25 protein-coding genes are annotated in these 25,163 nt (G+C 34.4%); 10 read left to right on the top strand and 15 right to left on the bottom strand.

The genetic code is table 11. From position 1 onward, the window contains the following. The first annotated feature begins 10 nt into the window (after positions 1–10). The 9 genes from HFD15_RS11845 to trmFO all read left to right on the top strand — a co-directional run bounded on the left by HFD15_RS11845 (position 11) and on the right by trmFO (position 10,631). The gene (locus HFD15_RS11845) at positions 11–1,738 is read left to right on the top strand and encodes an acetolactate synthase large subunit (RefSeq protein WP_058208184.1); all 1,728 of its coding nucleotides are present in this window, start codon (positions 11–13) and stop codon (positions 1,736–1,738) included. After that, positions 1,731–2,207 (top strand): acetolactate synthase small subunit, encoded by a 477-nt coding sequence (gene ilvN / locus HFD15_RS11840; RefSeq protein WP_010905839.1) that lies wholly within the window; start codon positions 1,731–1,733, stop codon positions 2,205–2,207. The genes HFD15_RS11845 and ilvN overlap by 8 nt, the downstream gene beginning before the upstream one ends. Positions 2,208–2,252: 45 nt before the next feature. Then, on the top strand, positions 2,253–3,275 hold the full coding sequence (ilvC, locus tag HFD15_RS11835; RefSeq protein WP_015426406.1) for a ketol-acid reductoisomerase: 1,023 nt from the start codon (positions 2,253–2,255) through the stop codon (positions 3,273–3,275). Between the two features lie 55 nt (positions 3,276–3,330). Further along, on the top strand, positions 3,331–4,581 hold the full coding sequence (gene ilvA / locus HFD15_RS11830) for a threonine ammonia-lyase IlvA (protein ID WP_017864495.1): 1,251 nt from the start codon (positions 3,331–3,333) through the stop codon (positions 4,579–4,581). A 115-nt stretch (positions 4,582–4,696) separates the two neighbouring features. After that, complete coding sequence (gene budA / locus HFD15_RS11825; protein WP_003131140.1) at positions 4,697–5,407, top strand: acetolactate decarboxylase; 711 nt, start codon at positions 4,697–4,699, stop codon at positions 5,405–5,407. A 40-nt stretch (positions 5,408–5,447) separates the two neighbouring features. Further along, positions 5,448–5,828 (top strand): RidA family protein, encoded by a 381-nt coding sequence (locus HFD15_RS11820; RefSeq protein WP_003131142.1) that lies wholly within the window; start codon positions 5,448–5,450, stop codon positions 5,826–5,828. Between the two features lie 145 nt (positions 5,829–5,973). Beyond that, positions 5,974–6,822: a DNA-processing protein DprA gene (gene dprA / locus HFD15_RS11815; protein ID WP_058208183.1), complete on the top strand. Its 849-nt coding sequence runs from the start codon at positions 5,974–5,976 to the stop codon at positions 6,820–6,822. A gap of 261 nt (positions 6,823–7,083) precedes the next feature. Continuing rightward, positions 7,084–9,216: a type I DNA topoisomerase gene (gene topA / locus HFD15_RS11810; protein WP_167593662.1), complete on the top strand. Its 2,133-nt coding sequence runs from the start codon at positions 7,084–7,086 to the stop codon at positions 9,214–9,216. Positions 9,217–9,287: 71 nt separating this feature from the next. Beyond that, the gene (trmFO, locus tag HFD15_RS11805; protein WP_025017071.1) at positions 9,288–10,631 is read left to right on the top strand and encodes a methylenetetrahydrofolate--tRNA-(uracil(54)-C(5))-methyltransferase (FADH(2)-oxidizing) TrmFO; all 1,344 of its coding nucleotides are present in this window, start codon (positions 9,288–9,290) and stop codon (positions 10,629–10,631) included. Positions 10,632–10,675: 44 nt separating this feature from the next. Here trmFO and xerS read toward each other — a convergent pair whose 3' ends face one another. The 11 genes from xerS to HFD15_RS11750 all read right to left on the bottom strand — a co-directional run bounded on the left by xerS (position 10,676) and on the right by HFD15_RS11750 (position 20,948). Next, the gene (gene xerS, locus HFD15_RS11800) at positions 10,676–11,746 is read right to left on the bottom strand and encodes a tyrosine recombinase XerS (protein WP_058208182.1); all 1,071 of its coding nucleotides are present in this window, start codon (positions 11,744–11,746) and stop codon (positions 10,676–10,678) included. Positions 11,747–12,350: 604 nt separating this feature from the next. Further along, positions 12,351–13,553, bottom strand: a complete 1,203-nt coding sequence (locus tag HFD15_RS11795) for an MFS transporter (protein WP_167593663.1) — start codon at positions 13,551–13,553, stop codon at positions 12,351–12,353. Next, complete coding sequence (locus HFD15_RS11790; protein WP_167593664.1) at positions 13,525–14,226, bottom strand: B3/4 domain-containing protein; 702 nt, start codon at positions 14,224–14,226, stop codon at positions 13,525–13,527. The genes HFD15_RS11795 and HFD15_RS11790 overlap by 29 nt, the downstream gene beginning before the upstream one ends. 18 nt (positions 14,227–14,244) lie before the next feature. Beyond that, on the bottom strand, positions 14,245–14,778 hold the full coding sequence (locus tag HFD15_RS11785; protein ID WP_012897833.1) for a GNAT family N-acetyltransferase: 534 nt from the start codon (positions 14,776–14,778) through the stop codon (positions 14,245–14,247). Next, on the bottom strand, positions 14,779–15,234 hold the full coding sequence (locus tag HFD15_RS11780; RefSeq protein ID WP_012897834.1) for a MarR family winged helix-turn-helix transcriptional regulator: 456 nt from the start codon (positions 15,232–15,234) through the stop codon (positions 14,779–14,781). A gap of 293 nt (positions 15,235–15,527) precedes the next feature. Continuing rightward, complete coding sequence (locus HFD15_RS11775; protein ID WP_058204434.1) at positions 15,528–15,731, bottom strand: hypothetical protein; 204 nt, start codon at positions 15,729–15,731, stop codon at positions 15,528–15,530. A gap of 8 nt (positions 15,732–15,739) precedes the next feature. After that, positions 15,740–16,792 (bottom strand): ACR3 family arsenite efflux transporter, encoded by a 1,053-nt coding sequence (gene arsB / locus HFD15_RS11770; RefSeq protein ID WP_058204433.1) that lies wholly within the window; start codon positions 16,790–16,792, stop codon positions 15,740–15,742. Between the two features lie 15 nt (positions 16,793–16,807). Continuing rightward, positions 16,808–18,469, bottom strand: coding sequence for an FAD-dependent oxidoreductase (locus HFD15_RS11765; RefSeq protein ID WP_058204569.1), 1,662 nt, complete (start codon positions 18,467–18,469; stop codon positions 16,808–16,810). Between the two features lie 16 nt (positions 18,470–18,485). Beyond that, the gene (gene arsA / locus HFD15_RS11760) at positions 18,486–20,201 is read right to left on the bottom strand and encodes an arsenical pump-driving ATPase (RefSeq protein ID WP_167593665.1); all 1,716 of its coding nucleotides are present in this window, start codon (positions 20,199–20,201) and stop codon (positions 18,486–18,488) included. Positions 20,202–20,214: 13 nt separating this feature from the next. Continuing rightward, a complete protein-coding gene (gene arsD / locus HFD15_RS11755; protein ID WP_058203601.1) occupies positions 20,215–20,610 on the bottom strand; it encodes an arsenite efflux transporter metallochaperone ArsD in 396 nt (131 codons plus the stop codon). Positions 20,611–20,624: 14 nt separating this feature from the next. Then, a complete protein-coding gene (locus HFD15_RS11750) occupies positions 20,625–20,948 on the bottom strand; it encodes a metalloregulator ArsR/SmtB family transcription factor (RefSeq protein ID WP_058208610.1) in 324 nt (107 codons plus the stop codon). A 447-nt stretch (positions 20,949–21,395) separates the two neighbouring features. On the opposite strand from HFD15_RS11750, the gene HFD15_RS11745 reads away from it, so the two are divergent. Continuing rightward, complete coding sequence (locus tag HFD15_RS11745) at positions 21,396–21,677, top strand: IS3 family transposase (protein ID WP_081042677.1); 282 nt, start codon at positions 21,396–21,398, stop codon at positions 21,675–21,677. A 55-nt stretch (positions 21,678–21,732) separates the two neighbouring features. Here HFD15_RS11745 and HFD15_RS11740 read toward each other — a convergent pair whose 3' ends face one another. From HFD15_RS11740 to HFD15_RS11725, 4 genes are read right to left on the bottom strand one after another with little or no spacing between them, the layout of a single operon-like run. Next, complete coding sequence (locus HFD15_RS11740; RefSeq protein WP_235586264.1) at positions 21,733–22,560, bottom strand: alpha/beta fold hydrolase; 828 nt, start codon at positions 22,558–22,560, stop codon at positions 21,733–21,735. 1 nt (position 22,561) lies between these two features. Continuing rightward, positions 22,562–23,293, bottom strand: a complete 732-nt coding sequence (locus HFD15_RS11735) for an SDR family oxidoreductase (RefSeq protein WP_058204429.1) — start codon at positions 23,291–23,293, stop codon at positions 22,562–22,564. A 10-nt stretch (positions 23,294–23,303) separates the two neighbouring features. Beyond that, positions 23,304–24,302 carry an NADP-dependent oxidoreductase gene (locus HFD15_RS11730; RefSeq protein ID WP_058204428.1) on the bottom strand — a complete coding sequence of 333 codons (999 nt, stop codon included), beginning with the start codon at positions 24,300–24,302 and terminating at the stop codon, positions 23,304–23,306. 14 nt (positions 24,303–24,316) lie between these two features. Further along, positions 24,317–24,736 (bottom strand): Rrf2 family transcriptional regulator, encoded by a 420-nt coding sequence (locus tag HFD15_RS11725; protein WP_058204427.1) that lies wholly within the window; start codon positions 24,734–24,736, stop codon positions 24,317–24,319. Positions 24,737–25,163: the final 427 nt, after the last annotated feature.

The following is a 25,163-nucleotide window of genomic DNA, read 5'->3' as shown; positions in this document are numbered from 1 at the left end:
AAAGGTTTGAATGAAAAAAATAAAGTTAGAAAAACCTACTTCCGGTTCCCAACTTGTTCTCCAAACCTTAAAAGAACTTGGAGTAGAAATTATTTTTGGTTATCCTGGTGGGGCCATGCTCCCCTTGTATGATGCGATTCATAATTTTGAAGGAATTCAACATATTTTAGCCCGTCATGAGCAAGGAGCAACGCATGAAGCCGAAGGTTACGCTAAATCGTCTGGTAAAGTTGGTGTCGTCGTTGTTACGTCTGGACCGGGAGCGACTAATGCAGTAACTGGAATTGCTGACGCTTATCTTGATTCAGTCCCATTGTTAGTTTTCACAGGTCAAGTTGGCCGTCAGTCAATTGGTAAAGATGCTTTTCAAGAAGCAGATACTGTTGGAATTACAGCCCCAATTACAAAATATAATTATCAAATTAGGGAAACCGCAGATATTCCAAGAATTGTTACAGAAGCCTATTATTTGGCAAGGACAGGACGTCCTGGGCCAGTAGAAATCGATTTACCAAAAGATGTTTCCACCCTTGAAGTCACTGAAATTAATGACCCAAGCTTGAATCTTCCTCATTATCACGAAAGTGAAAAAGCGACTGATGAACAATTGCAAGAATTACTGACAGAACTTTCTGTCAGTAAAAAACCAGTCATTATTGCTGGCGGAGGAATTAATTATTCTGGCTCAGTTGATATTTTCAGAGCATTTGTCGAAAAATATCAAATTCCAGTTGTTTCTACATTGCTTGGCTTAGGAACATTACCAATCAGCCACGAATTGCAACTAGGAATGGCAGGAATGCACGGTTCATACGCTGCAAATATGGCTTTAGTTGAAGCTGACTATATTATTAATTTGGGATCACGTTTTGACGATAGAGTTGTATCCAATCCTGCAAAATTTGCTAAAAATGCTGTCGTTGCTCATATTGATATTGACGCTGCTGAACTTGGCAAAATTGTAAAAACCGATATTCCAATCCTTTCTGATTTGAAAGTGGCTTTAAGCAGACTTTTGCAATTAAATAATGTCAAGACTGATTTTAATGATTGGATTAAAACTGTCATTGAAAATAAAGAGAAAGCACCATTTACTTATGAGCCCCAAAACCATGATATCCGTCCACAGGAAACAATTAAATTAATTGGAGAATACACTCAAGGAGATGCAATCATTGTGACCGATGTTGGGCAACATCAAATGTGGGTGGCGCAATATTATCCTTATAAAAATGCAAGGCAACTTATTACTTCTGGGGGAATGGGAACGATGGGCTTTGGCATTCCTGCAGCAATCGGTGCAAAGCTGGCACAGCCAAATAAAAATGTCATTGTTTTTGTTGGCGATGGTGGCTTTCAAATGACTAATCAAGAATTAGCATTACTTAATGGCTACGGTATTGCAATCAAAGTTGTTCTGATTAATAATCATTCATTGGGAATGGTACGTCAATGGCAAGAATCATTCTATGAAGAGCGACGTTCACAATCGGTTTTTGATGTTGAACCCAATTTTCAATTGTTAGCCGAAGCTTATGGCATCAAACATGTTAAGTTAGATAATCCAAAAACTTTGGCTGATGATTTAAAAATTATTACAGAAGATGAGCCAATGCTTATTGAAGTTCTAATTTCAAAATCTGAGCATGTTTTACCAATGATACCAGCTGGATTACACAATGACGAAATGATTGGACTTCATTTTACTGATGAGAATGAGGAGGTAGATAATGCGTAGAATGATTATCGCAAAACTTCATAATGTAACAGGAATTATGAATCGATTTACCGCCGTTCTCAATCGAAGGCAAGTGAACATTCTCTCAATTACCGCTGGAGTTACAGAAAGTCAAGACTTAACTCATACCACTTTTGTTATTGAAGTTGATCATCTTGATGAAGTAGAACAAATCATTAAACAATTAAATCGCTTAATAGATGTGATTGAAGTAGCTGATATTACAGATTTGCCTCATGTAGAACGTGAAGTCGTCTTGATTAAAGTATCAGCTCCACCGACCATTAGGGCAGAAATTTTTACAATGATTGAACCTTTTAGAGTAAATGTAGTTGATGTCAATCTGGAAAATGTCACCATTCAATTAACGGGTGATTCAGCAAAAATCGAAGCACTTATTGATGTTGTTAGTCCTTATGGTATTCTAAATATGGCTCGGACAGGTAGTGCAGGTTTTGAGCGTGGCTAAATTTAAATAAGTTAACAAATAAATAGAAAAATAGAGGAAACAAAAATGGCAGTTACAATGTATTATGAAGATGATGTAGAAGTATCAGCACTTGCTGGAAAGCAAATTGCAGTAATCGGTTATGGTTCACAAGGACATGCTCACGCACAGAATTTGCGTGATTCTGGTCACAACGTTATCATTGGTGTGCGCCACGGAAAATCTTTTGATAAAGCAAAAGAAGATGGCTTTGAAACATTTGAAGTAGGAGAAGCAGTAGCTAAAGCTGATGTTATTATGGTTTTGGCGCCAGATGAACTTCAACAATCCATTTATGAAGAGGACATCAAACCAAACTTGAAAGCAGGTTCAGCACTTGGTTTTGCTCATGGATTTAATATCCATTTTGGCTATATTAAAGTACCAGAAGACGTTGACGTCTTTATGGTTGCACCTAAGGCTCCAGGTCACCTTGTCCGTCGGACTTATACTGAAGGTTTTGGTACACCAGCTTTGTTTGTTTCACACCAAAATGCAAGTGGTCATGCGCGTGAAATCGCAATGGATTGGGCCAAAGGAATTGGTTGTGCTCGAGTGGGAATTATTGAAACAACTTTTAAAGAAGAAACAGAAGAAGATTTGTTTGGAGAACAAGCTGTTCTATGTGGAGGTTTGACAGCACTTGTTGAAGCCGGTTTTGAAACACTGACAGAAGCTGGATACGCTGGCGAATTGGCTTATTTTGAAGTTTTGCACGAAATGAAATTGATTGTTGACCTCATGTATGAAGGTGGTTTTACTAAAATGCGTCAATCCATCTCAAATACTGCTGAGTTTGGCGATTATGTGACTGGTCCACGGATTATTACTGACGAAGTTAAAAAGAATATGAAGCTTGTTTTGGCTGATATTCAATCTGGAAAATTTGCTCAAGATTTCGTTGATGACTTCAAAGCGGGACGTCCAAAATTAACAGCCTATCGCGAAGCTGCTAAAAATCTTGAAATTGAAAAAATTGGGGCAGAGCTACGTCAAGCAATGCCATTCACACAATCTGGTGATGACGATGCCTTTAAAATCTATCAGTAATTTCTCTTATTGATTGAACAAAAACATAAAAGCATTTTATGGAGGAATGACATAAATGATAAGTGCCAAAGAGGTTGAAGATGCCTATGATTTGTTAAAAGCAGTTGTCACTAAAACACCTTTACAATTAGACCCTTACCTTTCCAATAAATATCAAGCAAATATTTACTTAAAAGAAGAAAACTTACAGAAAGTTCGTTCTTTTAAATTACGAGGAGCTTATTATTCTATCAGTAAATTATCTGATGAGCAACGCTCTAAAGGAGTGGTTTGTGCCTCCGCAGGAAATCATGCACAAGGAGTTGCTTTTGCTGCAAATCAATTAAATATTTCTGCGACAATTTTTATGCCCGTTACCACACCTAACCAAAAAATTTCACAAGTTAAATTTTTTGGCGAAAGTCATGTAACAATTCGTTTAATTGGTGATACTTTTGATGAATCAGCCAGAGCAGCAAAAGCTTTTTCTCAAGATAATGACAAACCATTTATAGACCCTTTTGATGATGAAAATGTAATTGCTGGTCAAGGAACAGTGGCTTTAGAAATTTTTGCGCAAGCTAAAAAACAAGCAATAAGTTTAGATAAGATTTTTGTACAGATTGGTGGAGGTGGTTTAATTGCAGGAATTACGGCCTACAGTAAGGAGCGCTATCCCCAAACTGAAATTATCGGAGTTGAAGCAAAAGGGGCAACAAGTATGAAAGCTGCCTACTCTGCTGGTCAGCCCGTCACCTTGGAACACATTGATAAATTTGCTGACGGAATTGCGGTTGCGACTGTCGGTCAGAAAACTTACCAACTTATTAATGACAAAGTGAAACAATTGCTTGCGGTTGATGAAGGTTTAATTTCTCAAACCATACTCGAATTGTATTCAAAATTAGGAATTGTCGCCGAGCCAGCAGGTGCAACATCTGTTGCCGCACTTGAACTTATTAAAGATGAAATCAAGGGTAAAAATATCGTCTGTATCATCAGCGGCGGAAATAATGATATTAGTCGAATGCAAGAAATTGAAGAAAGAGCTTTGGTTTATGAAGGTCTAAAACATTATTTTGTCATTAACTTTCCTCAAAGACCAGGAGCCTTACGAACTTTTGTCAGTGATATTTTAGGGCCAAATGATGATATTACCCGATTTGAGTACATCAAAAGGGCTGATAAAGGTAAAGGGCCTTGTCTTGTTGGGATTTTACTTTCAGATGCTAGTGATTATGATTCATTGATTGATCGGATTGAAAGATTTGATAATCGTTATGTTAACTTACATGGAAATGATAGTTTATACGAACTTTTGGTCTAACTAACCAATTGGTTTGAGCCATTTTCTAGTTTCAATTCTCTTTAAATCACTAGAAATTTGATATAATTTAATTAATAAATTATTTAAATTTAATGAGATAGAAAAGAGAAATATCATGACAGAAATCACACAACTTTTTCAATATAATACCCTTGGAGCTTTAATGGCAGGCCTTTACGAGGGGACAATGACAATTGGTGAACTTCTGAAACATGGTGATTTAGGAATTGGAACTTTAGATTCTGTTGATGGAGAATTAATTGTTTTGGACGGCAAAGCCTACCAAGCTAAAGGTGATAAAACTATCGTCGAATTAACTGATGACATCAAAGTTCCTTATGCTGCAGTTGTTCCCCATCAGGCAGAGGTAGTTTTTAAACAAAAATTTACGGCCAGTGATAAGGAATTAGAAGACCGAATCGAAAGCTATTTTGACGGGCAAAACTTATTTCGCTCAATCAAAATAACTGGTGAGTTTCCAAAAATGCACGTTCGTATGATTCCACGGGCAAAATCAGGGACAAGATTTGTAGAAGTTTCACAAAATCAACCCGAATACACTGAAGAAAACGTCAAAGGAACAATTGTTGGGATTTGGACTCCAGAAATGTTTCATGGTGTGAGTGTTGCTGGTTATCACCTCCATTTTATTAGTGAAGATTTTACTTTTGGTGGACATGTCCTTGATTTTATTATTGATAATGGTACTGTTGAAATTGGCGCAATTGACCAATTGAACCAATCATTCCCCGTTCAAGATCGCAAATTCTTGTTTGCTGACCTTGATATTGAAGCACTAAAAAAAGATATCGATGTAGCTGAATGATAATCACTAGATTTCTTTAGCTATATTAAAGGAGAAATCTATGAAAATTATTGCAACATTAGATGCACCAGCCGCTATCGGTCCTTATGTTCAAGGCAAAATTGTTAATGGTTTACTCTATGCATCAGGCCAAATTCCGTTGAATCCATTGAATGGAGAGATTGTTGGAGATAGCATTGAGACTCAAACCGAACAGGTGATGAAAAATATTTCTGCTATTTTGAAAGAAGCACATTCTGATTTTGACTTAGTCATCAAAACAACATGTTTCTTGAAAAATATTGAAGATTTTTCAAGATTTAATGCAATTTATTCAAAGTTTTTTGATAAGGAATTCCCAGCGCGTTCCGCTGTTGGAGTTGCAGGATTACCTAAAAATGTCCTTATTGAAATAGAAGTCATTGCAGAAGTTAAATCCTAAAATTAAAACATATTAGCTATAAAAATTACTGACAAGATTTCTGTCAGTAATTTTTTTGGTTACAAGTCAGTCTTTTTTACGTATAGAAAATTATAAGCCAATTTTAAAATTGCTGACAAATCTGTCAGTAAAAAATGGAGGAATTATGATAACAAATTTTGATTTATATCGTTGGAAAAAAGCTGGCATGACCAATTTAGGAGTAAATAAACTTTTAAAATTTTTTCATAGATATGATAAAAAAATAAGTTTAAGACAAATGGGACAAGTAGCACAACTTAAATCAATTCCCAACTTTATTGAACAATATAAAAATCAAGACGTAAGTAAACTGAGAGAAGAGTATAAAATATACCCATCATTTTCTCTTCTTGATGAAATTTATCCCGAAAGGCTCAAGGAAATTTACAATCCACCGGTTCTATTATTTTATCAAGGAGATATAAGACTCTTAAAAACTCCTAAATTAGCTTTTGTTGGTAGTCGACAAGCAAGCTCACAAGGAATTAAAGCCGTTCAAAAAATTGTGACAGAGTTGAACCAAAATTTTACGATTGTCAGCGGACTCGCTAAAGGAATTGATACAGCAAGTCATCTTTCTGCCATTAAAAATAAAATCCCTACAATTGCAGTTATCGGTACAGGCTTAGATATCTTTTATCCTTTAGAAAATCGAAAAATTCAAGAGTATCTTGCTAAAAACCAACTCATACTATCAGAATATTCAGTCGGAGAAAAGCCACTTCGTTATCATTTTCCTGAACGTAATCGTATCATTGCGGGACTTTCACATGGTGTAGTAGTGATAGAAGCAAAGTTACGAAGTGGTAGTTTAATTACTTGTGAGCGCGCTCTGGAAGAAGGAAGAGATATTTTTGCTGTACCAGGAAACATAACAGATGGATTTTCAGATGGCTGTAATCATCTAATACAACAAGGAGCAAAATTAATCTATCAAGCCCAAGATATCTTAGAAGAATATTTGTATGATTAAAAAAAGCCTTTATCACCTTGCACCACATGACTTAAGTCGGTTTTTATAGTACAAAAAAATATCAAGTTCTACTATAAGAAAACTAAATAACTTGACATATTGAAGAAAAGCATTTATTATGAGAGAGTGAATTTAATGTAAATAAGAGTATTAACACCTCTTAAACTATTATTTTACTTCCACATTCGATATATACCTCTATGAATTAAGATACAATAACTAAAAGATAGTGGATACCAAAAAGAATAAATAGGAAAAATTATGCCAACTTCAACTAAAAGTAAAACAAAAACAACTACAAAGAAAAAAACAACACGAAAAAGAGTCACTCCAGGTAAAAATCTGGTTATTGTAGAATCGCCAGCAAAAGCTAAAACAATTGAAAAATATTTAGGTCGAAACTACAAAGTTGTGGCTTCAGTAGGTCATATTCGTGATTTGAAAAAATCAACCATGTCTGTTGATATAGAGAATGACTATGAACCTCAATATATTAATATTCGTGGGAAAGCCCCATTAATCAACTCTCTCAAAAAAGAAGCAAAGGCTGCCAAAGCCGTCTACCTCGCAAGTGACCCGGACCGTGAAGGCGAAGCAATTTCTTGGCACTTAGCACATATCTTAAATCTTCCACTTGAAGAAAAAAATCGAGTGGTCTTTAATGAAATCACTAAAGATGCTGTTAAAAATGCCTTTAAGGAGCCGCGTCAAATTGATGTGGATCTAGTTGATGCCCAACAAGCACGCCGAGTTCTTGACCGTTTGGTGGGTTATTCAATTAGTCCTATTCTATGGAAAAAAGTCAAAAAAGGACTCTCAGCAGGTCGAGTTCAATCTATTGCCTTAAAACTAATTGTTGACCGCGAGAATGAAATTAATGCTTTTATTCCAGAAGAGTATTGGTCAATTGATGGTGAATTTAAAAAAGGAACTAAAAAATTCAAAGCATCCTTCTGGGGAATTGACGGAAAAAAACATCCTTTAAAAACCAATGAAGATGTCATCAAAGTCATGGAACGTTTAGACGGTCCTGATTTTAACGTAGATAAAGTTGAAAAGAAAGAACGTCGCAGAAACGCTCCTCTTCCTTATACAACTAGCTCAATGCAACAAGACGCAGCTAATAAACTTAACTTTCGTACCCGTAAAACAATGATGGTTGCTCAACAACTTTATGAAGGTCTTACTTTAGGAAGCCAGGGCCATCAAGGTTTAATTACCTATATGCGTACAGACTCAACACGTATTTCTCCTGTTGCACAAAGTGCAGCTCACAATTATATTGCTGATCAATTTGGAGAAAAATATAGTAAACACGGTTCAAAAGTTAAAAATGCCTCTGGAGCCCAAGATGCCCACGAAGCAATTCGACCTTCAAATGTCTTTAACACTCCAGACGCCATTGCTAAATATCTAGACAAAGATCAACTAAAACTTTACACACTCATCTGGAATCGTTTCGTTGCCAGTCAAATGGTGGCAGCTATTTTCGATACTGTTAAAGTAAATCTGTCTCAAAATGGTGTTATCTTTATTGCTAATGGTTCACAAGTGAAATTTGACGGTTATCTGCGAATCTACAATGATTCTGATAAATCAAATATGCTTCCAGAGATGGAAGAAAATGAAACTGTCAAAAAAGCGAATGTTAAACCAGAACAACATTTCACTCAACCACCAGCTAGATATTCCGAAGCAACACTCATCAAGACATTGGAAGAAAATGGAGTGGGACGTCCCTCAACCTATGCGCCTACACTAGAAACAATTCAAAAACGTTACTATGTGAGATTGTCAGCAAAACGTTTTGAACCTACAGAGCTTGGAGAAATTGTCAATAAGCTTATTGTTGAGTTCTTCCCTAACATTGTAAATACTGAATTTACAGCTGAAATGGAAAAAGATCTTGATGAAGTTGAAGAAGGAAAACGTCAATGGATTGAGGTTGTTGACCAATTTTACAAACCCTTTGCAAAAGAACTTGAAAATGCCGAAGAAGGTATGGAAAAAATTCAAATCAAGGATGAACCTGCTGGCTTTGACTGTGATGTTTGTGGAAGTCCGATGGTAATTAAGTTGGGACGTTTTGGAAAATTTTACGCTTGTAGCAACTTCCCAGATTGCCGAAACACCAAAGCAATTGTCAAAGAAATAGGCGTAAAATGTCCGCTTTGCCATGAAGGAAATATTATTGAACGCAAAACAAAGAAAAATAGAATTTTCTATGGTTGTGATCGTTACCCAGACTGTGAATTCACAAGTTGGGACAAACCTATCGGACGTGATTGTCCTAAATCTGGACATTTTCTTGTTGAAAAGAAAGTTCGTGGTGGCAGTAAACAAGTGGTATGTTCAAATGATGAATGTGATTATCAAGAAGAAAAACAAAAATAAAAGGCGCTTCCGCGCTTTTTTATTATATTAATCAATGGAAAAATTTACTAAATTTAGATATAATTGGGACTATGAAAAAAACACATATTAACGTTATAGGAGCGGGACTTGCTGGTTCTGAAGCTGCTTATCAAATTGCTAAGCGTGGTATTCCCGTTAAACTATACGAAATGCGAGGCGTTAAACAAACCCCTCAACACAAAACAGATAAATTTGCTGAACTAGTCTGTTCAAATTCTCTTCGTGGAGCTGCAATCACTAACGCGGTTGGTCTCTTAAAAGAAGAAATGAGAAGACTTGATTCTGTAATTATCAAGGCAGCGGAAGTGACTCAAGTACCTGCTGGAGGAGCCTTAGCTGTTGATAGAGAAGGTTTCTCTGATTTTGTCACAAGAGAAGTTTCTAACCATCCATTGGTTGAAGTAATTCGTGAAGAAATTACTGATCTTCCAGAAGATGAAATTACAATTATCGCTACTGGACCTTTAACTTCAGATAAATTAGCAGAAAAAATTCATGAATTTAACGGTGCGGATGGCTTTTATTTTTATGATGCAGCAGCACCTATTATTGACGCCAACTCAATTAATTTTGAAAAAGTCTATAAAAAATCTCGATATGATAAAGGTGAAGCTGACTATATCAACTGTCCAATGACCAAGGAAGAATTCCAAGCCTTTCAAGAAGCTTTAATTTCTGCTGAAGAAGCTCCTTTAAACTCTTTTGAAGATTTAAAAGTCTTTGAAGGTTGTATGCCTATTGAAGAAATGGCCAAACGTGGTTATAAAACGATGCTATTTGGCCCGATGAAACCTGTTGGATTGGAATATCCTGAAGATTATAAAGGACCCAGAGATGGTGATTTTAAGACTCCCTATGCAGTTGTTCAACTTCGCCAAGATAATGCTTCCGCATCTTTGTACAATATCGTAGGATTTCAAACTCATTTAAAATGGGGAGAACAAAAACGAGTTTTCCAAATGATTCCAGGTCTTGAAAATGCTGAATTCGTTCGTTATGGAGTCATGCATCGTAATTCTTACATGGATTCTCCAAATCTTCTTAAACAAACTTTCCAATCTCGCAAACAAGAGAATCTGTTCTTTGCAGGACAAATGACAGGAGTAGAGGGCTATGTAGAATCAGCTGCTTCTGGTTTAGTTGCTGGAATTAATGCTGTCAAACTCTTTAATGACGAAGAAGTAGTTATATTCCCAAAAACAACGGCGATTGGAAGTTTACCTTACTACATCACCCATACTGACAGCAAACATTTTCAACCAATGAATGTAACCTTCGGAATTGTTGAAGAATTAGAAGGCCCACGAATTCGTGATAAAAAAGAACGTTATACTAAGGTAGCAGAGCGTGCTTTAAATAGCTTAACAGATATTATTTCAAAAGATAATCTATAACAAATAAAAAACACTTGGAATTTGAATCAAGTGTTTTTTATTTGTTATAGATTATCTAGAGCATTTTTTTGTTCTTCATTGATAATATGAGTATAGAGGTCTGTAACTTGAGTTGAAGCATGCCCTAACTGATTGCTCACCAATACCTGAGAATTTGTTTGAGCATAAAGTCGAGTCGCAAGTGTATGTCTAAGCTTGTGAGGGGTCACTCGCACTTTAAAAGATTGAGAATATTTAGCAACTAATTTTTCAACACTAGAAGGATCTATTCGGCTAGGAACATCTCTATAAAGTGTCACAAAAAATGCCGTATCTTTCGCTGTAGTCTTATAACGTTGACTTCGTACCTCCAAGTATCTTTCAAAATAAGTTTTGGCAAAAGGAGCATAAGGAACAGCATCTCTTTTTCCTCCTTTACGAGTCACCTCAACAACCATAGTAATAAGATTTAAATCTCTTAAATCTACATTAACTGCCTCAGAAAGACGAATACCAGAGGCTAAAATAAGTGCAATAATTGCTAAATCACGTTCTTTATTTTTGGAAAAACTAGAACGAGCTCTATTTGATAATGTTTTTTCATATTCATTATCAATATAGTCAAGAAAACCTTGAGTTTCATCTCCCAAAAAAAGCTTCCCTTTAATATTCTCAGCACGAGAAGCTAAAGTTTCGGATTTTTTCTTAGTCTGTACCTTCTTCATAACATTACGATAGAAGTAAGGCTCACCATCTTCATTTTCAACCTCTTCAGTAAGGTATTTATAAAGACTAGAAAGAGCAGATAGAGTACGATTAATTGTTGTTTGACTTACCCCATAACGAGTAGAGCGCGTATTTAAACGGGGTCTCTCCCTAAGATAGAGGATAAATGACTCCAAATCTCGTTTAGTTAAGTTTTCTAAAACAGAGAGGGAAACATCAGTTATCTTATCAACATCAGCAACTCCAGAATCGACCAACCAACTAAAGAAACGTTCATATTCTTTAAGATATTCATAAAGTGTATTCAAACTATAAGGAATAGTAAGTTTAGATTGATAATATTCTAAAACATAAGAAGGCATGATATGTTTTAGTTTTTCAATATTTTGTATTAATTGTTCACGTTTCATAAATTTAAGTATACCAGAAGAGATATCCAATTGTCAAGAAAATTACAGTTTTTCGGAAAGATGTTACTTAAAACATATAGGAGTTCTGTGTCACACCTTTTCAAAAGGTTTCGTATACCTTGCTATTATAAGGTTTTGGTGACACGTTGCTCTCCTGATTTTTGTTTTAATTATCTTTCTAAAAAATTTTTTAGAAGTTTTTTCTTTTTTCACAAAATATCTTTTTTGATAGTTATTATTTAATGTATAGCCAATCGAAAAAGGGAGATTCCGATTAAGAATCCCCCTTTTACATCATTTGACTTGACTTTTTATGCATATTTATTTATAATATCATTAAGTAAGTCGATTGAACGGGATGGTTCTTAATCGGCAGGTCTGATTAAGCGACAACTTTATCAGGCCTTTTTTAGTTGCCTTAATTATAGCATAAACTATTCTTGCGTGCAAGGATTTTTTTGTTATGCTCTGTTAGGCTGGTTAATCGGCTCTGCAATGTGATAGTTGTTAGTTAACGACATATTGTTATTTTGCTCCTTTTTTATCTATTATATCCTAATTTTCTCAGTACATTCGATTGTCAAAGTTTTCTTCTTTTTCTCTTTTAATCTGAAGTATTATATTTTATATCAAAAGTGAAAATAACTAAAAACGAAATAAACATTATGATGCTTATTCCAATATAAGTTTTATAGCTTATGGAATCTATAAAATTAGAAAAAAAGAGACTTCCCAGAGGTTGTGCACCATCAAATGCTAGGAAAGCTAATCCGAAAACCCTCCCTAAGTATTTGCTATCCGTTTCTTTTTGAATAAATGTCGGTATACTCCCAAATAATTGAGCTTGGACAAATCCAAATACGGCAACCATTCCTAACCAAGTATATTGATTAAAATAAGAAACTACTCCCAATAATATTAGTGAAAATAGTACTAACTCAAGATATATTTTTGAACTGTTGATACTTTTTGTTTGTCTTGCAAGATTTACGCCTCCTGCCAATCCTCCTAATGACATTAATAATAAAGCTATACTATATATACTAACATTGCTTTGAAAATAGTTTTTAGCTAAGTATGGAATCAATAATATAAACCCTGAATAACATAAATTAAAAATTCCCATTGCAGAGATTAATAATATAAGTTTTCTAGTTCTCCTAATATACTGAAATCCCTCAATGAGATTCTCTATAAACTTTCCGCTTATATTTATTGAATAGGACTTAGGAGAGTCAATTCTATTATTTATTAATGCTGCAAACAAAAAAAGAAGTCCATTTACCAATAAGAATTGATTAAAAGAGAGTTTCCCTAAGGAAAGGAGAATACTACAAATGAGTGGTGCAAGAATACTAGCAAATCCATATATTGTATTAGAAATTGCGTTAAATCTTTGAATTTTATTTGATTTAATAACACTAGGAACTAAAGCTTTTACAGAGGGGTAGTTAATTGCCAACATAATGTTTAGAGAAAAGGTAGTTACTATTAAGAGTAAGGTCTGGGGGTGATTAGAATTTACAAGTATTGCTCCTCCAAAATTTACTAGTGCTGACAATAAATTTGTCAGGAGGATAAGTACTTTAGGGTTATATTTATCAACTAATACTCCGACAAACACATCAGTAATGATAAAAGCAACACCGCTTACTGCCTGTATAATTCCTAACTGTTTTGTTGTTCCTGTGGCCTCTACAATTAACCAATTAAGTCCAATTAAATAAACCGAAAGCCCTAATTGTGATACAAAAGGGCTCATCATTAAAGGGATGTGTTTATTTTTGAGGTTTTGTAAATACTTCAATTTGCCCCTCTATGCCTAATATATTTTGAATACGGTATTTTAATTCGAGTATAGCTTGCTTACTTATTATTTGTTGCTCTTCATTAATTGCTTCAATTACCATAATTGCATCGGTTGTATTTTCAGTCAACATTGTTCTTTGTGCTTCACGCCAGTTAAAGCTCCGACAAATTGCTCCCTCATTATCATAATATATAACCTCACCTGGTAACGCTGGGTCATCTTTATCTGAACCCAAAGGTCTAAAAGTCTCACCTCCATTAGCAGTTCCTAAATGCATGATATCAGAAATCTTGTTTAAGTCTTCACCACCACACGGAACACCGTATTCTAAAGAAATACTGTTGTAGATATCTACTAAAGGGTTTATTGAATTGAATTTTTGACCTTGACTCACTCGTTTTAATAGAGCCTCAATTGATGAACGTGCTCCTTTTTTCTTTTTAAACTTTGTAAAAGCTTGTCTCCAGTCTTGAATGATTGCATTTGAAGAAAAAGTGTCCTCTGTTAAATGTTTTTCAGATTTTATCGTAGAACTATCCAATAATTCCTGCGTTCTGGCAATAACTGCTGACTGAACTTTATTATCAATTCCTTTTATCGTTAAAACACTTATACTCGCATCAGGAAATATATCCCAAAAGCTATTATCTACTTTTAATTTAGAATCCATATTGTACTCTCCTTTATTTCACTTATTTATGATTAACTTCATGAGAATATCTCTTTGCTTTTCTCCACCAAGTTCAAATACATGTTCACTAAAGCAAACGAAATTCATTTTTTTATAGAAATTTAGTGCATTTATATTTTCTTCCCATACACCAAGCCAAGCACTCGTTTTGTCTAGCTCTTTTGCTTTTTCGACGGCATAGTTCAAGAGGTATTTTCCAAGTCCCAAACGTTTGAAGTTAGGTTTTATATAAATCCTCTCTATTTCTAAAGCATTTATGTCATGTTTTTCCGTTTGAGCATTAGAGACGTTTAGCTTTAAATATCCTGCTAATTCTTTTTTGTAGTAAACAAAATAAAAATTGGAATCAGAATCTGAAAGTTCCGATTCCAATTGCTTAATATTATAAGCACTCTTTAAATATTCTTTTAGATCCGCTTCATCATTGGCATCTTTAAATGTGTCGGAAAAAGTTTCAATACTTATTTTTTGTAATTGTTTAACGTCTTGTAGGGTTACTACTTTTAATATTACTTCTACTTCTTGTTCCATTTAATAATTTCTTTTGATTCCTTTCTTGACATCCAACCAATTTTGAGAGATATTATCAGCCATTTTATTTATTACTTCAACAAATACTTCCATTTTTTCAGGTGAAATATCTTCTGTTGCAACTTTTGTCGAGTATTCATTTTCACGAATAATAACTGGATAAATTTCCTCCCCTTTTTGGGTAATAAAGAGATGCTTTTCTTTTTTATTCACTAAGTCATCCTTTTTAGTGATTAATCCTTTTTCTTCTAACTTATTAATTGCTCTATTGGCAGTAGATTTGTCTACACATAACAGTTCTGATAAACGATGTTGAATGATGCCTGGATTTTCTTTAATCCGACTCAAATAGAGATATTGACCTTTAGCCAAATCAAATTGTGCAAATTCAACGTTACTAATCGAATCTAGAGAACGAGAAATTGTTCCAATTTGTCTTAATATTTCACTTTCCATTTTTAAACTCCTTCGTTAGAAAATATTATACTTCTTTTTTAGTGCATTTGCAACTATATATTTTGAAAATAAAAAGCTGTATTTTGACAACATAAAATCTAATAAAATTGAAGAGACTCTCTAGTTATATTTTTAAGTGTTTCAAAGACGGATTGATGACTAGCAAGATACTTCTCCTTCACGCTAGAGACTCCACATCTTATTTGAACAATTTTCAAAGCAACCTTGCCTGATACCGACCTAATATCAACGTTATTCCTAAAAAACTAAAAAAAAACCAAAATATGATGTTTTTAGTTTATTTTTTCAATATTTCTAACAACAAATGATTTTTTCTCATCATCAGTTGTTACAAAACCAGAATTATTAGCTACATATTGAACAGCTGATTTCATATTAATGAACTCTTTAATAATATATTTTCCACTTTTTTCACCCGTGTAATTATTGATAGAATTCTCTTCAGCCGAAGAAAGAGATGTGAATTTAAATTTCATAATACTCCTTATACGGATTCTTTTGTAAAATAGATTTTTTTAAATTTCAAAGCCACATTAACTAAAGCAATCATAACAGGAACTTCCACTAACGGACCAATAACTGCCGCAAAGGCTTCTCCTGAATTAATTCCAAATACACCTACCGCAACTGCTATCGCAAGCTCAAAGTTATTGCTTCCTGCTGTAAATGATAAAGATGCTGTAACAGGATAACATGTTCCCAATTTTTTAGAGAGAAAGAAGGAAACAAAGAACATCAATACGAAGTACACAAGCAATGGAATTGCTATTCTAACTACGTCAAATGGAAGCTCTACTACCTTTTCACCCTTAACCGCAAACATGATAATGATTGTAAACAAGAGAGCGACCAATGTTATACGACTAATTTTTGGAATGAATTTTTCTTCAAACCATTCTTTACCTTTTAATTTAATCAAACCAAAATGAGAGATAATCCCTGCAATAAATGGAATTCCCAAATAGATGAATACTGAGGTAGCAATCTCACCAATTGTTATATGCACTGCAAAATTTCCTAAACCTAACCATTTTGGAAGCAAGGTTACAAAGAAATAAGCAAAGATTGAGTAAAAGAATACTTGGAAAAGTGAGTTGAAGGCTACAAGTCCTGCTGTATATTCACTATCACCATGTGCTAAATCAGTCCAAACAATAACCATTGCAATACAACGCGCAAGCCCAATCATGATAAGCCCAATCATATAGCTTGGATAACCTTGTAAAAATACGACCGCAAGTATAAACATTAGTATCGGACCAATAATCCAGTTTTGAACTAATGAAAGCAACAGGACTTTCCAATCCTTAAATACTTTTCCCATTTCTCCATATTTTACTTTTGCTAATGGAGGATACATCATGAGAATTAGTCCAATAGCAATTGGAATTGATGTTGTTCCTACTGATAAGTCATTAATAGTGGTTGCAACACTAGGAACGAAGTACCCCAAAGCGACTCCAATTCCCATTGCTACAAATATCCAAAGCGTCAGATAACGGTCTAAAAACGACAGTTTCTTTGTGACTTGATTCATAATTGAGTTTTTCCCCTAATTTTTTTCTTGTTTTGCAATTTCTTGATAATTTTTATTTCCACCAGATAAATTGTATACTTCTCTAAATCCTTCATTTCTCAACACATTTTGAGAAGCATTTCCAGTTACTCCCTTATTGCAGTAAACGATTGTCAATTTATCCTTATCAAGGATAGATGATTTTTCACGAAGTTCTGCCAGCGGAATATTAATTGCATTTGGTATATGTTTCTTTTCATAACTTGCTTTTGCACGTGTGTCAATAATTGTTATATCTGCACTATTTTTTTGAAGTTCCATCAAATCATGAGGCGTTATTAATGGCGCAGTAGTTAAGGCATTGGTGAGTGCCATTCCTGTATATGCGACAGGGTCTTTAGTTGTTGAAAATGGTGGGGCATAAGCTAAATCCATATGGAATAAATCTTCTGCAGTAACCCCTAATGTTATTGTTGAGGCAAAAACATCTATTCTTTTATCAACGCCTTTATGACCAATAATTTGAACTCCAAGAATTCGATGCGATAACTTATCTGCAATTGCTTTGATAACCATTTCTTTACCGTGCATGTAATCAGGTTTGTCTGGTTTAATATTGAATAATACTGCTATTTCGTAATCTTCTTCAATCGCTTCTTTTTCAGTTAATCCTGTTTGAGCAATGGTTAAATCAAAGAAGCGTAAAATTCCAGTCCCAAGCACACCTTGAAAACGAAGTGGTCCACCAGTTATTGCATCTCCTGCAATTCTCCCCATCTTGTTTGCAGTTGATGCCAAAGGTCTATATGTTGCTTTCCCAGTAATCACATGGAAACTTTCTGCGACATCCCCAACGGCATAGACACCTTCAATATTAGTTTCCATCGTTGTATCTGTAGCAATCGCTCCAGTTTCACCTAGTTTCACACCAATTGATTCTGCGAGTTGAGTATTTGGTCGAACACCAGTAGCCAATATATACAAATCAGCGCTAAGAACATTGCCTTTACTTGTTATGACACTTTTTAATATTTGTTCTCCATTTGTTTCAGTGATTACTTCCTCAGATAGAAAATGAACATTTTGCTTTTCCATTTCATCTTCAATGCGAATAGACATGTCCCAATCTAGGTGTGCCATTGGGTGTTTCCCACGTTGAAGCACAGTAACATCAAGTCCTCGTTCTTTGAGCTGTTCGGCAACTTCAAGACCAATATAACCTGCTCCTACAACAATTGCTGTTTTTGGTTTTTTATCGTCCAAGAAAGATTTAATGTTTTTACCACTATTAATATTTCTTACTTGAAATACATTATCAAATGATTTACCTTGAAAAACTTCAGGTCTATGATAAGTTGCTCCAGTTGCAAAAACAAGGATATCGTAAGAATCATCAAATATTTCACCAGTCAAAAGGTTCTTAACTTTGAGAGATTTTGTTGAATGATTAATATCTAAAACTTCATGAGAAGTATGAATATCAACATTGTAACGTTTTTTAAACCATCGAGCATCCCGAGGAGTTAACTCATCAAAATCACCAATTTCCCCACCAATAGCATATGGAATACCACATACTGCGTAAGAAATATCAGTGTCCTTATCATAAAGAGTAATCTCTGCACTCTCTGTATTTCTACGTGCCTTAGCAGCAACACTTGTTCCTGAGGCTACAGAACCAATTATAATCATTTTCATAGGATCATTATTTCCTTTATTTTTCAAAGTCAGCTTGCCATTTAGCTACTGCATAGTGTTGATTAGAAAGTTTGGCAACTTTATTAATCCATTCTACTTCATTTGATGCACGTGCTTTCAAAACTTCATTCGAGGTATGAGTTGCACTCATACTTTGGTTTACTAACCACCAAGTATGTGCAATATTTGCTCTATCTAAATCATCTGCTAATCGCATTGATTCATAAACTGGAGTGGTTTCTGGTAAAGTCACCATCAAAACTTCTGTTTCATCAGAGTTTTGTAATCTTGGTAAAAGTTTTTGAATTGATTTTGGAACTTCACCACTTGTCCGTTCAACTTCTTTCGCATAGCTTTGAGTTGATTCAAGTAATAAGAGGGTATGACCAGTTGGCGCAGTATCAATTACTACAATCTCATCATCTGCTTTTTCGACAATTTCAGCGAAAGCACGAAAGACTGCAATTTCTTGCGTACATGGTGATTCCAAGTCTTCTTTAACATAGTCAAAATCATCGCCTGACATTGTTTCTCTTGCTTTGCTTAAAACTTCTTCTTTATATTCTTGAAGTTCCTTTTCTTCATCAATATAACTTAATGAGAGTCCAGAAGTATCTCCCAAGTAGAAATTAAGATGATCCGCAGGGTCTGTAGTAGCCAGATGAACTTTTTTACCTTGCTTTTGCAAAGCTTGAGCAACTTTAATCGCTAAAGTAGTTTTTCCAACTCCACCTTTACCCATCGTAAAGATAATTTTTTTACCTGTTTTGACAAAATTATCAATCACAGTTGAGAGTTCTGGATATTCTCTCATTTCTGAATCAATCTCAGGCAATTCGGGTTGAACTGTATCTAAAAGGATGCGAAGTTTATCTAACCCAGTCACATTATAGGGTCTGAGTGGGATAAAGAATTGTTCATACTTACTGAGAGAGTTAAGCAAATGCTCTAAATCATCTTCTTGTTGATTGGCAATAATCTTTGATACTTCATCATCTGCTTGAGTTAAAAGTCCATTAATAATTAATTTTTGATTATTTATTCCAAGTTCCGCAAGTTCACCAGAAGCTCTATTGGCTTCCTGAATTGATGCTTTTTGAGGACGTGTTACTAACATAAGCGTTGTTAATTCACCGTCAGCTAATTTTTTTACTGCCCGTTCGTAACTTTCCTTTTTATCTCCCAGTCCTGAAAGTTGACCTAAGCACGAAACACCAGTATCATTTTCATCCAGGTAGTTAGACCATGCGGAAGGAAGAGCAAGCATTCTGAGGGTATGCCCAGTTGGTGCGGTATCAAAAATGACATAGTCAAATTCATCTTCGACATCCTTATTTGTTAAGAAACCTGCAAATTCATTAAAAGAAGCAATTTCAACGGTACATGAACCTGAAAGTTGTTCTTCCATATTTTCTACAGCTGAGTCTGGTAAAATTCCTCGATATGGACCAACTATACTTTCTTTATAATCATTTGCCGCAGATACTGGGTCAAAATTTGCGACTTTTAAATTAGGAATTTCTGGAATTTCTTTTGGTTTATTGGTTAATTCTGTTTGAAATACATCTTGTAAATTAGAAGCAGGGTCAGTACTGACAAGGATTACTTTATGACCTGAATCCGCAAGACTAACTGCAGTTGCACATGCAGACGTTGTTTTGCCAACCCCACCTTTTCCTGTAAAGAATAGGTATTTAGTCAATTCTAATTTTTTTGGATCGTAAGCTTTCATCATTTCTCCCCTATTAACAACAACCAGTATTTCCACCACAACAAGAAGTATTTGCCTCTACTTTGACTTCTTCTCGGGAATTTGAGCAACAAGCTTCTTTTTCATTATTAATATCGCTTAGTCCAAGTTCTTCAGAAGTTGGATAGCTTTCGGTTTTGAGAATTTCTCCATCAATTAATGTGATTGGTAAAACATCATTCCCTTGATTTTGTATGAGATTCAGAACTTTTTCGTTAACCACAAACGCTTGAGGGTTACTTGTAAGATTATAACGATAAGCTTTTACTTCTTCGTTCTCTTTCAATGTATCAAATAGGTTTGTAATACGAAGTAACTCTGAATCAACTGACGGACCACAAACTCCAGTTGAACAACACATCGCAGCTTCAAAAATTTCAATTTTTTTCATTATAGTTCCCTTTCTTAATTAGAACAATTACATTTTTTATCAATACCACACACACAAGTTTCTTCATTATGTGAGAATAGAGTCATACACATGCTTTGGAATTCTTTAGCAAAATCATCACTTAAAGTGTAATAATTCCAAGTCCCTTTTTTCTCCACAGTGATAATTTCTACTTTCTCTAAAACCTTCATGTGATGAGACAATGCAGGTTGTGAAAACTCAAAATGCTCTAATAAATCGCAAGCACACTTTGTTCCACATGACAGCAGGTCGACAATTTTTAAACGATTTGGCTCAGCTAATGCCTTCAAACTCATTGCAATTTTTTCGTAATTCATAAAATCCTTTCTCAAACATAAACGTACGTTTATATATAATATAAACAAATGTTTATATATTGTCAAACATAAACGACTATTTATGTTTCGATTTTTGTTGTAAATTATAAATAAAAAATTGGAGTGACTCTCTAGTTAGAGTTTTTAGTGCTTAAAAGATGGATTGGTGTTTTTTCTACAGGCAAGTAAGGCTAATTAACGATATAAGAGTAATAGTACTGACAATTTTTTGGCTTCTTCAATGGTAAATAAATCTTTCTGAAAAAGCTTGCTTTTTCTCAAAGCATGACTATAATTTTTTGAATCCAATATTAAGATTGATACCATTTTTCAAACACTGACCCCGATACCGACCTTTTAATACTTAAAAAAAGCCATTATAATAGTGGCTTTTTAAAGTTAAGTTCAAGCTAAAGCAGTTGAAATCCCTTCCTCACCAGTTTTCTTTTGAACTTATTACTCGGGAAACAAGTAAAAATAATATGCTATCATACACTTGAAAGCTTAGGTGTAACGATCTCTCACTCCCGCAAAGGAAATTGTTATGATAACGCATGCTGTGAAAATTTCTTCTCTCATCTCAAATCTGAACTTCTCCATCTCAAACCTGCACCATCTGAGGAAGAATTAATTAAACAAGTGAATGACTATATTATTTGGTACAACAATGATAGACCACAGGGCAAACTAAAAGGCATGACTCCTATAGAATTCAGGAACCATACCTAAAAATTGTATGATTATAGAGTTTATTCCATTATGCTTTAAAATTCTTTAATGCTTTTTAAAATAGAAAATTATTGATTAGTTCTGAAGCTTCATTTGGAAACTGAAAAATAGAGCCATGTCCTGCGTTAGAATAGATTTCTAAATTCTTATGGGGAATTTTTTTAGATAAATCAAAAGAATTTTGGGTAGGTACCATTCTATCATTATCCCCATTTATAATAAGTGTGTGTTGCTGAATTTGTGATAAATCTGATGGTGCTTCATTTCCCCACTTTTTAATCGCTTTTAACTGCGCTCTGAAAGAAGACAATTTGATTGGTAAGTCAACGTTCTTTTTCCGCTGATTCAAACTATGTAAAAAGTCATCCGCGTATTTTTTTCCCTCATTATCATGATTGAAAAATAGAAAACGTTTTGGATCTGTTCGATGAATGACACTTCTTATCATATCTTGATATGTGACTCTTGCAACTTTTGAAATCCCTACTCCACCTCGAGGACCAGTACCAGCTAGGATCAACTTTCTAACTTTCTCTGGAGAAATAGCCAGGTATTCTTGAGCGACAAAACCTCCCATAGATAATCCTAAAAGGTCAAAGCGCTTTATATTTAAAGCTTGAACAAAATCAGAGACACCCTTAGCCATATCTTCGATACTTTTTTGAACTTTCCCTGTACTGGATCCAATTCCTTGATTATCAAAAACGATAACTCTTCTAAGTTTAGCGATAGGGTTCAAAAATCTGGAATCCCAATTATCCATTGTTGCGGAGAGGTGAGGTAACATCAGTAATGGTACATCACTCTCTGTTCCCATTTCCCTATATGCGTACACTTCTTTTTCACCCTGAATGTATTTTGTTTCGGCTTCAAGATAGTCCATACTATACTCCAAATCCATTTAATTCTTCGAGTACCTTATTTGTTAAAACAAAATCATTCTTAGGATTTACAAGACCAATATTATACTCACTCTCAATCAACTCCAATAGATAATCAGTCACTTCATCCACGGATTTAACATATGGAGGGAGGTTACTTTGGTCTGTATATCCAATAAAATCAGTAGCCGTTAAAGCTGGTGCGAAGATTTTTACTTGAATTTTATTATTTTTCATTTCATTAGCAAGCCCTTGAGTAAATGCATTGATGAAAAATTTTGAAGCAGAATAAACTACATTATTTTCTGCGACTAAATACCCCACAGCTGAGGACACATTGATCAATTGAACGGCTTTGTCAGAATAATCTTTTACAAATAGTTGAGATAGCATCATCGTTGCACGAATATTAACATCGACCATTCTCTCATAGGCTTCTATATCTGAATCAATAATTTGTCCTGAAGCACCAAGTCCTGCAATGTTTAGAAGCATACTTAATTCAAACTTTGAAATAAATTGATATAAATCTTCTATTTCACCTTTAGCTGATAAATCTGTAGGTTTAACAACCACATCGATATTTGGATATTTATTATTGATCTCACTTTTTAACTCATTTAATTTGTGAGTACGTCTTGCTACAATTATAAGATTGTAGCCTAAGTTTGCTAGCTTGATTGCTGTGGCACATCCAATACCTGAACTTGCTCCTGTAACTACTGTATATTTCATCATTTCTCCTTTAAAATTTAATGATTGTTTTACCACTAGAACGTCCATTTTTTACTTTATCTAAAGCTAAGTTAATATCTTTAAAATCAAATACTTTATCAACAGAAGCTTTTATTTGGTTTTCTTCAAAGATTTTTGAGATATTGGAAAGTTGCTTACCATCTGACTTCACAAAAATGAAATGGTAAGTCTGGTTCTTTTGGGAGGCTAATTTGTCGAATCTTCTACCTACCATACCAAAAAGAAAAGTTTTGAAGAACGATAAGTTCATCCTTTTTGCAAAGCTTCGATTAGGGCCTCCTTTGAGACTAACAATTGCCCCCCCTTTCTTCAATATAGTAAATTGTTTAATTAATTCATCACCACCAAGAGTATCTATTACATAATCTATGTCATTTAAAACCTTCGTATAGTCCTCATATCTATAGTCAATAAATTGGTCTACTCCAAGGGCTAGAACACGTTCTTTATTTTCTTTACTTCCGTTAGTAATAACTTTTAAACCAAATGCTTTAGCAATTGGAATCGCCATAGCCCCAAATCCACCTGTACCGCCAGAGATAAAAATGGTTTCCCCAGGCTTCACTTTGAGAAGTTCCAATGCTTGATATGCTGTTAGTGCCGTTAGTGGAACACTTGCTGCTTCTTCATCGCTCAGATATCTAGGCACTAACGCAATCTCATTTTGATCAATGGTCAAATATTCCGCGAATGCTCCTATTTTATCTAAAGGCATTCTTGCATATATCCGATCTCCAACTTGATATTTTGTGACATCTTTACCAATACTCTCAATAACTCCAACAAATTCATTTCCTGCTGTTACTGGTAATTTATAGGGAACAATTAATTTTACCTCTCCCGCTGTTATCATATTATCTAGTGGATTAACACCTGCCATGCTAACTTTAACGAGAACTTCCTGTGCATTAGGTTTTGGTTTCTCAATCTGCTCAATACTCAATTGAAAATCTTTTTTTGAATAATTGTTTAATCTAGCTGCTCTCATTTTTCACCTTATTTCTATTTATTTTGATTAGCAGCATATAGTTTATTAATCAAGTCTGCTAGAGATTCTTTTTGTAGCTCACGCAAAAGCGCTTCTTCCGCATGTGCAAAAGTCGGTGTAAGTATTTCTCCAATATGTGACCCTATTGGACATTCTGGATTTGCATCCTCATGTACATGTAGTACACTTTTTTCAGGATAGACTGCTTTGTAAACGTCGGATAAAAGAATACTATCTTTGTTTCGTGCTAATTGAAATCCTGATTTGCCTTGTTGGCTAATTAATAAACCTGCTTTTTTCAAAAGAGCAGTTATTTTTCTAATGTGGCTACTATTCGTATTTACACTATTTGCAAGCGTGGTAGAATTAGCCTCTTCATCTGTTTCTGAAATAAATGCCAAAATATGTAATGCTACAGAAAATTTCGTATCCATGATTCACCCCTTAAATAAATATAACTCTCATACTTTCTCTTGTACCTGTACCGAGAACAAGAACATTATAACAAAGAACAATACATGAGTCAAATATATAGGATTATAGGATAAAAAAATAGACAATAACGAAGAACTAAGAAGTTCCTTTTTTTTATTGTCTATTTTAACTGGTCCTTGACATGTGCTGTGATAGGTGTTTTTTTATAAATCTTTTAAATATTAATTTTAATTAACAGACATTGAAAAAAACACTCTATATTAGAGTGGTCCTAATTTATGCACGGGAAGTGTGAGTTTCCTCTTGCTGGCTAAGTATATCATATTCTCTCATAATTGCAACTGAATATAAAAAACTGAAGTAATGACTCCAGTTTTTGCACGATTTTCAGATATAATTATGCTTTTGTGATATTAACTGCTTGAG

It is taken from the genome of Lactococcus sp. EKM203L (assembly GCF_011800585.1).
GTDB classification, from domain to species: domain Bacteria; phylum Bacillota; class Bacilli; order Lactobacillales; family Streptococcaceae; genus Lactococcus; species Lactococcus lactis.
The sequence above is the reverse complement of the archived record's forward strand: the minus strand, read 5'-3'. Positions and strand labels throughout refer to the sequence as shown.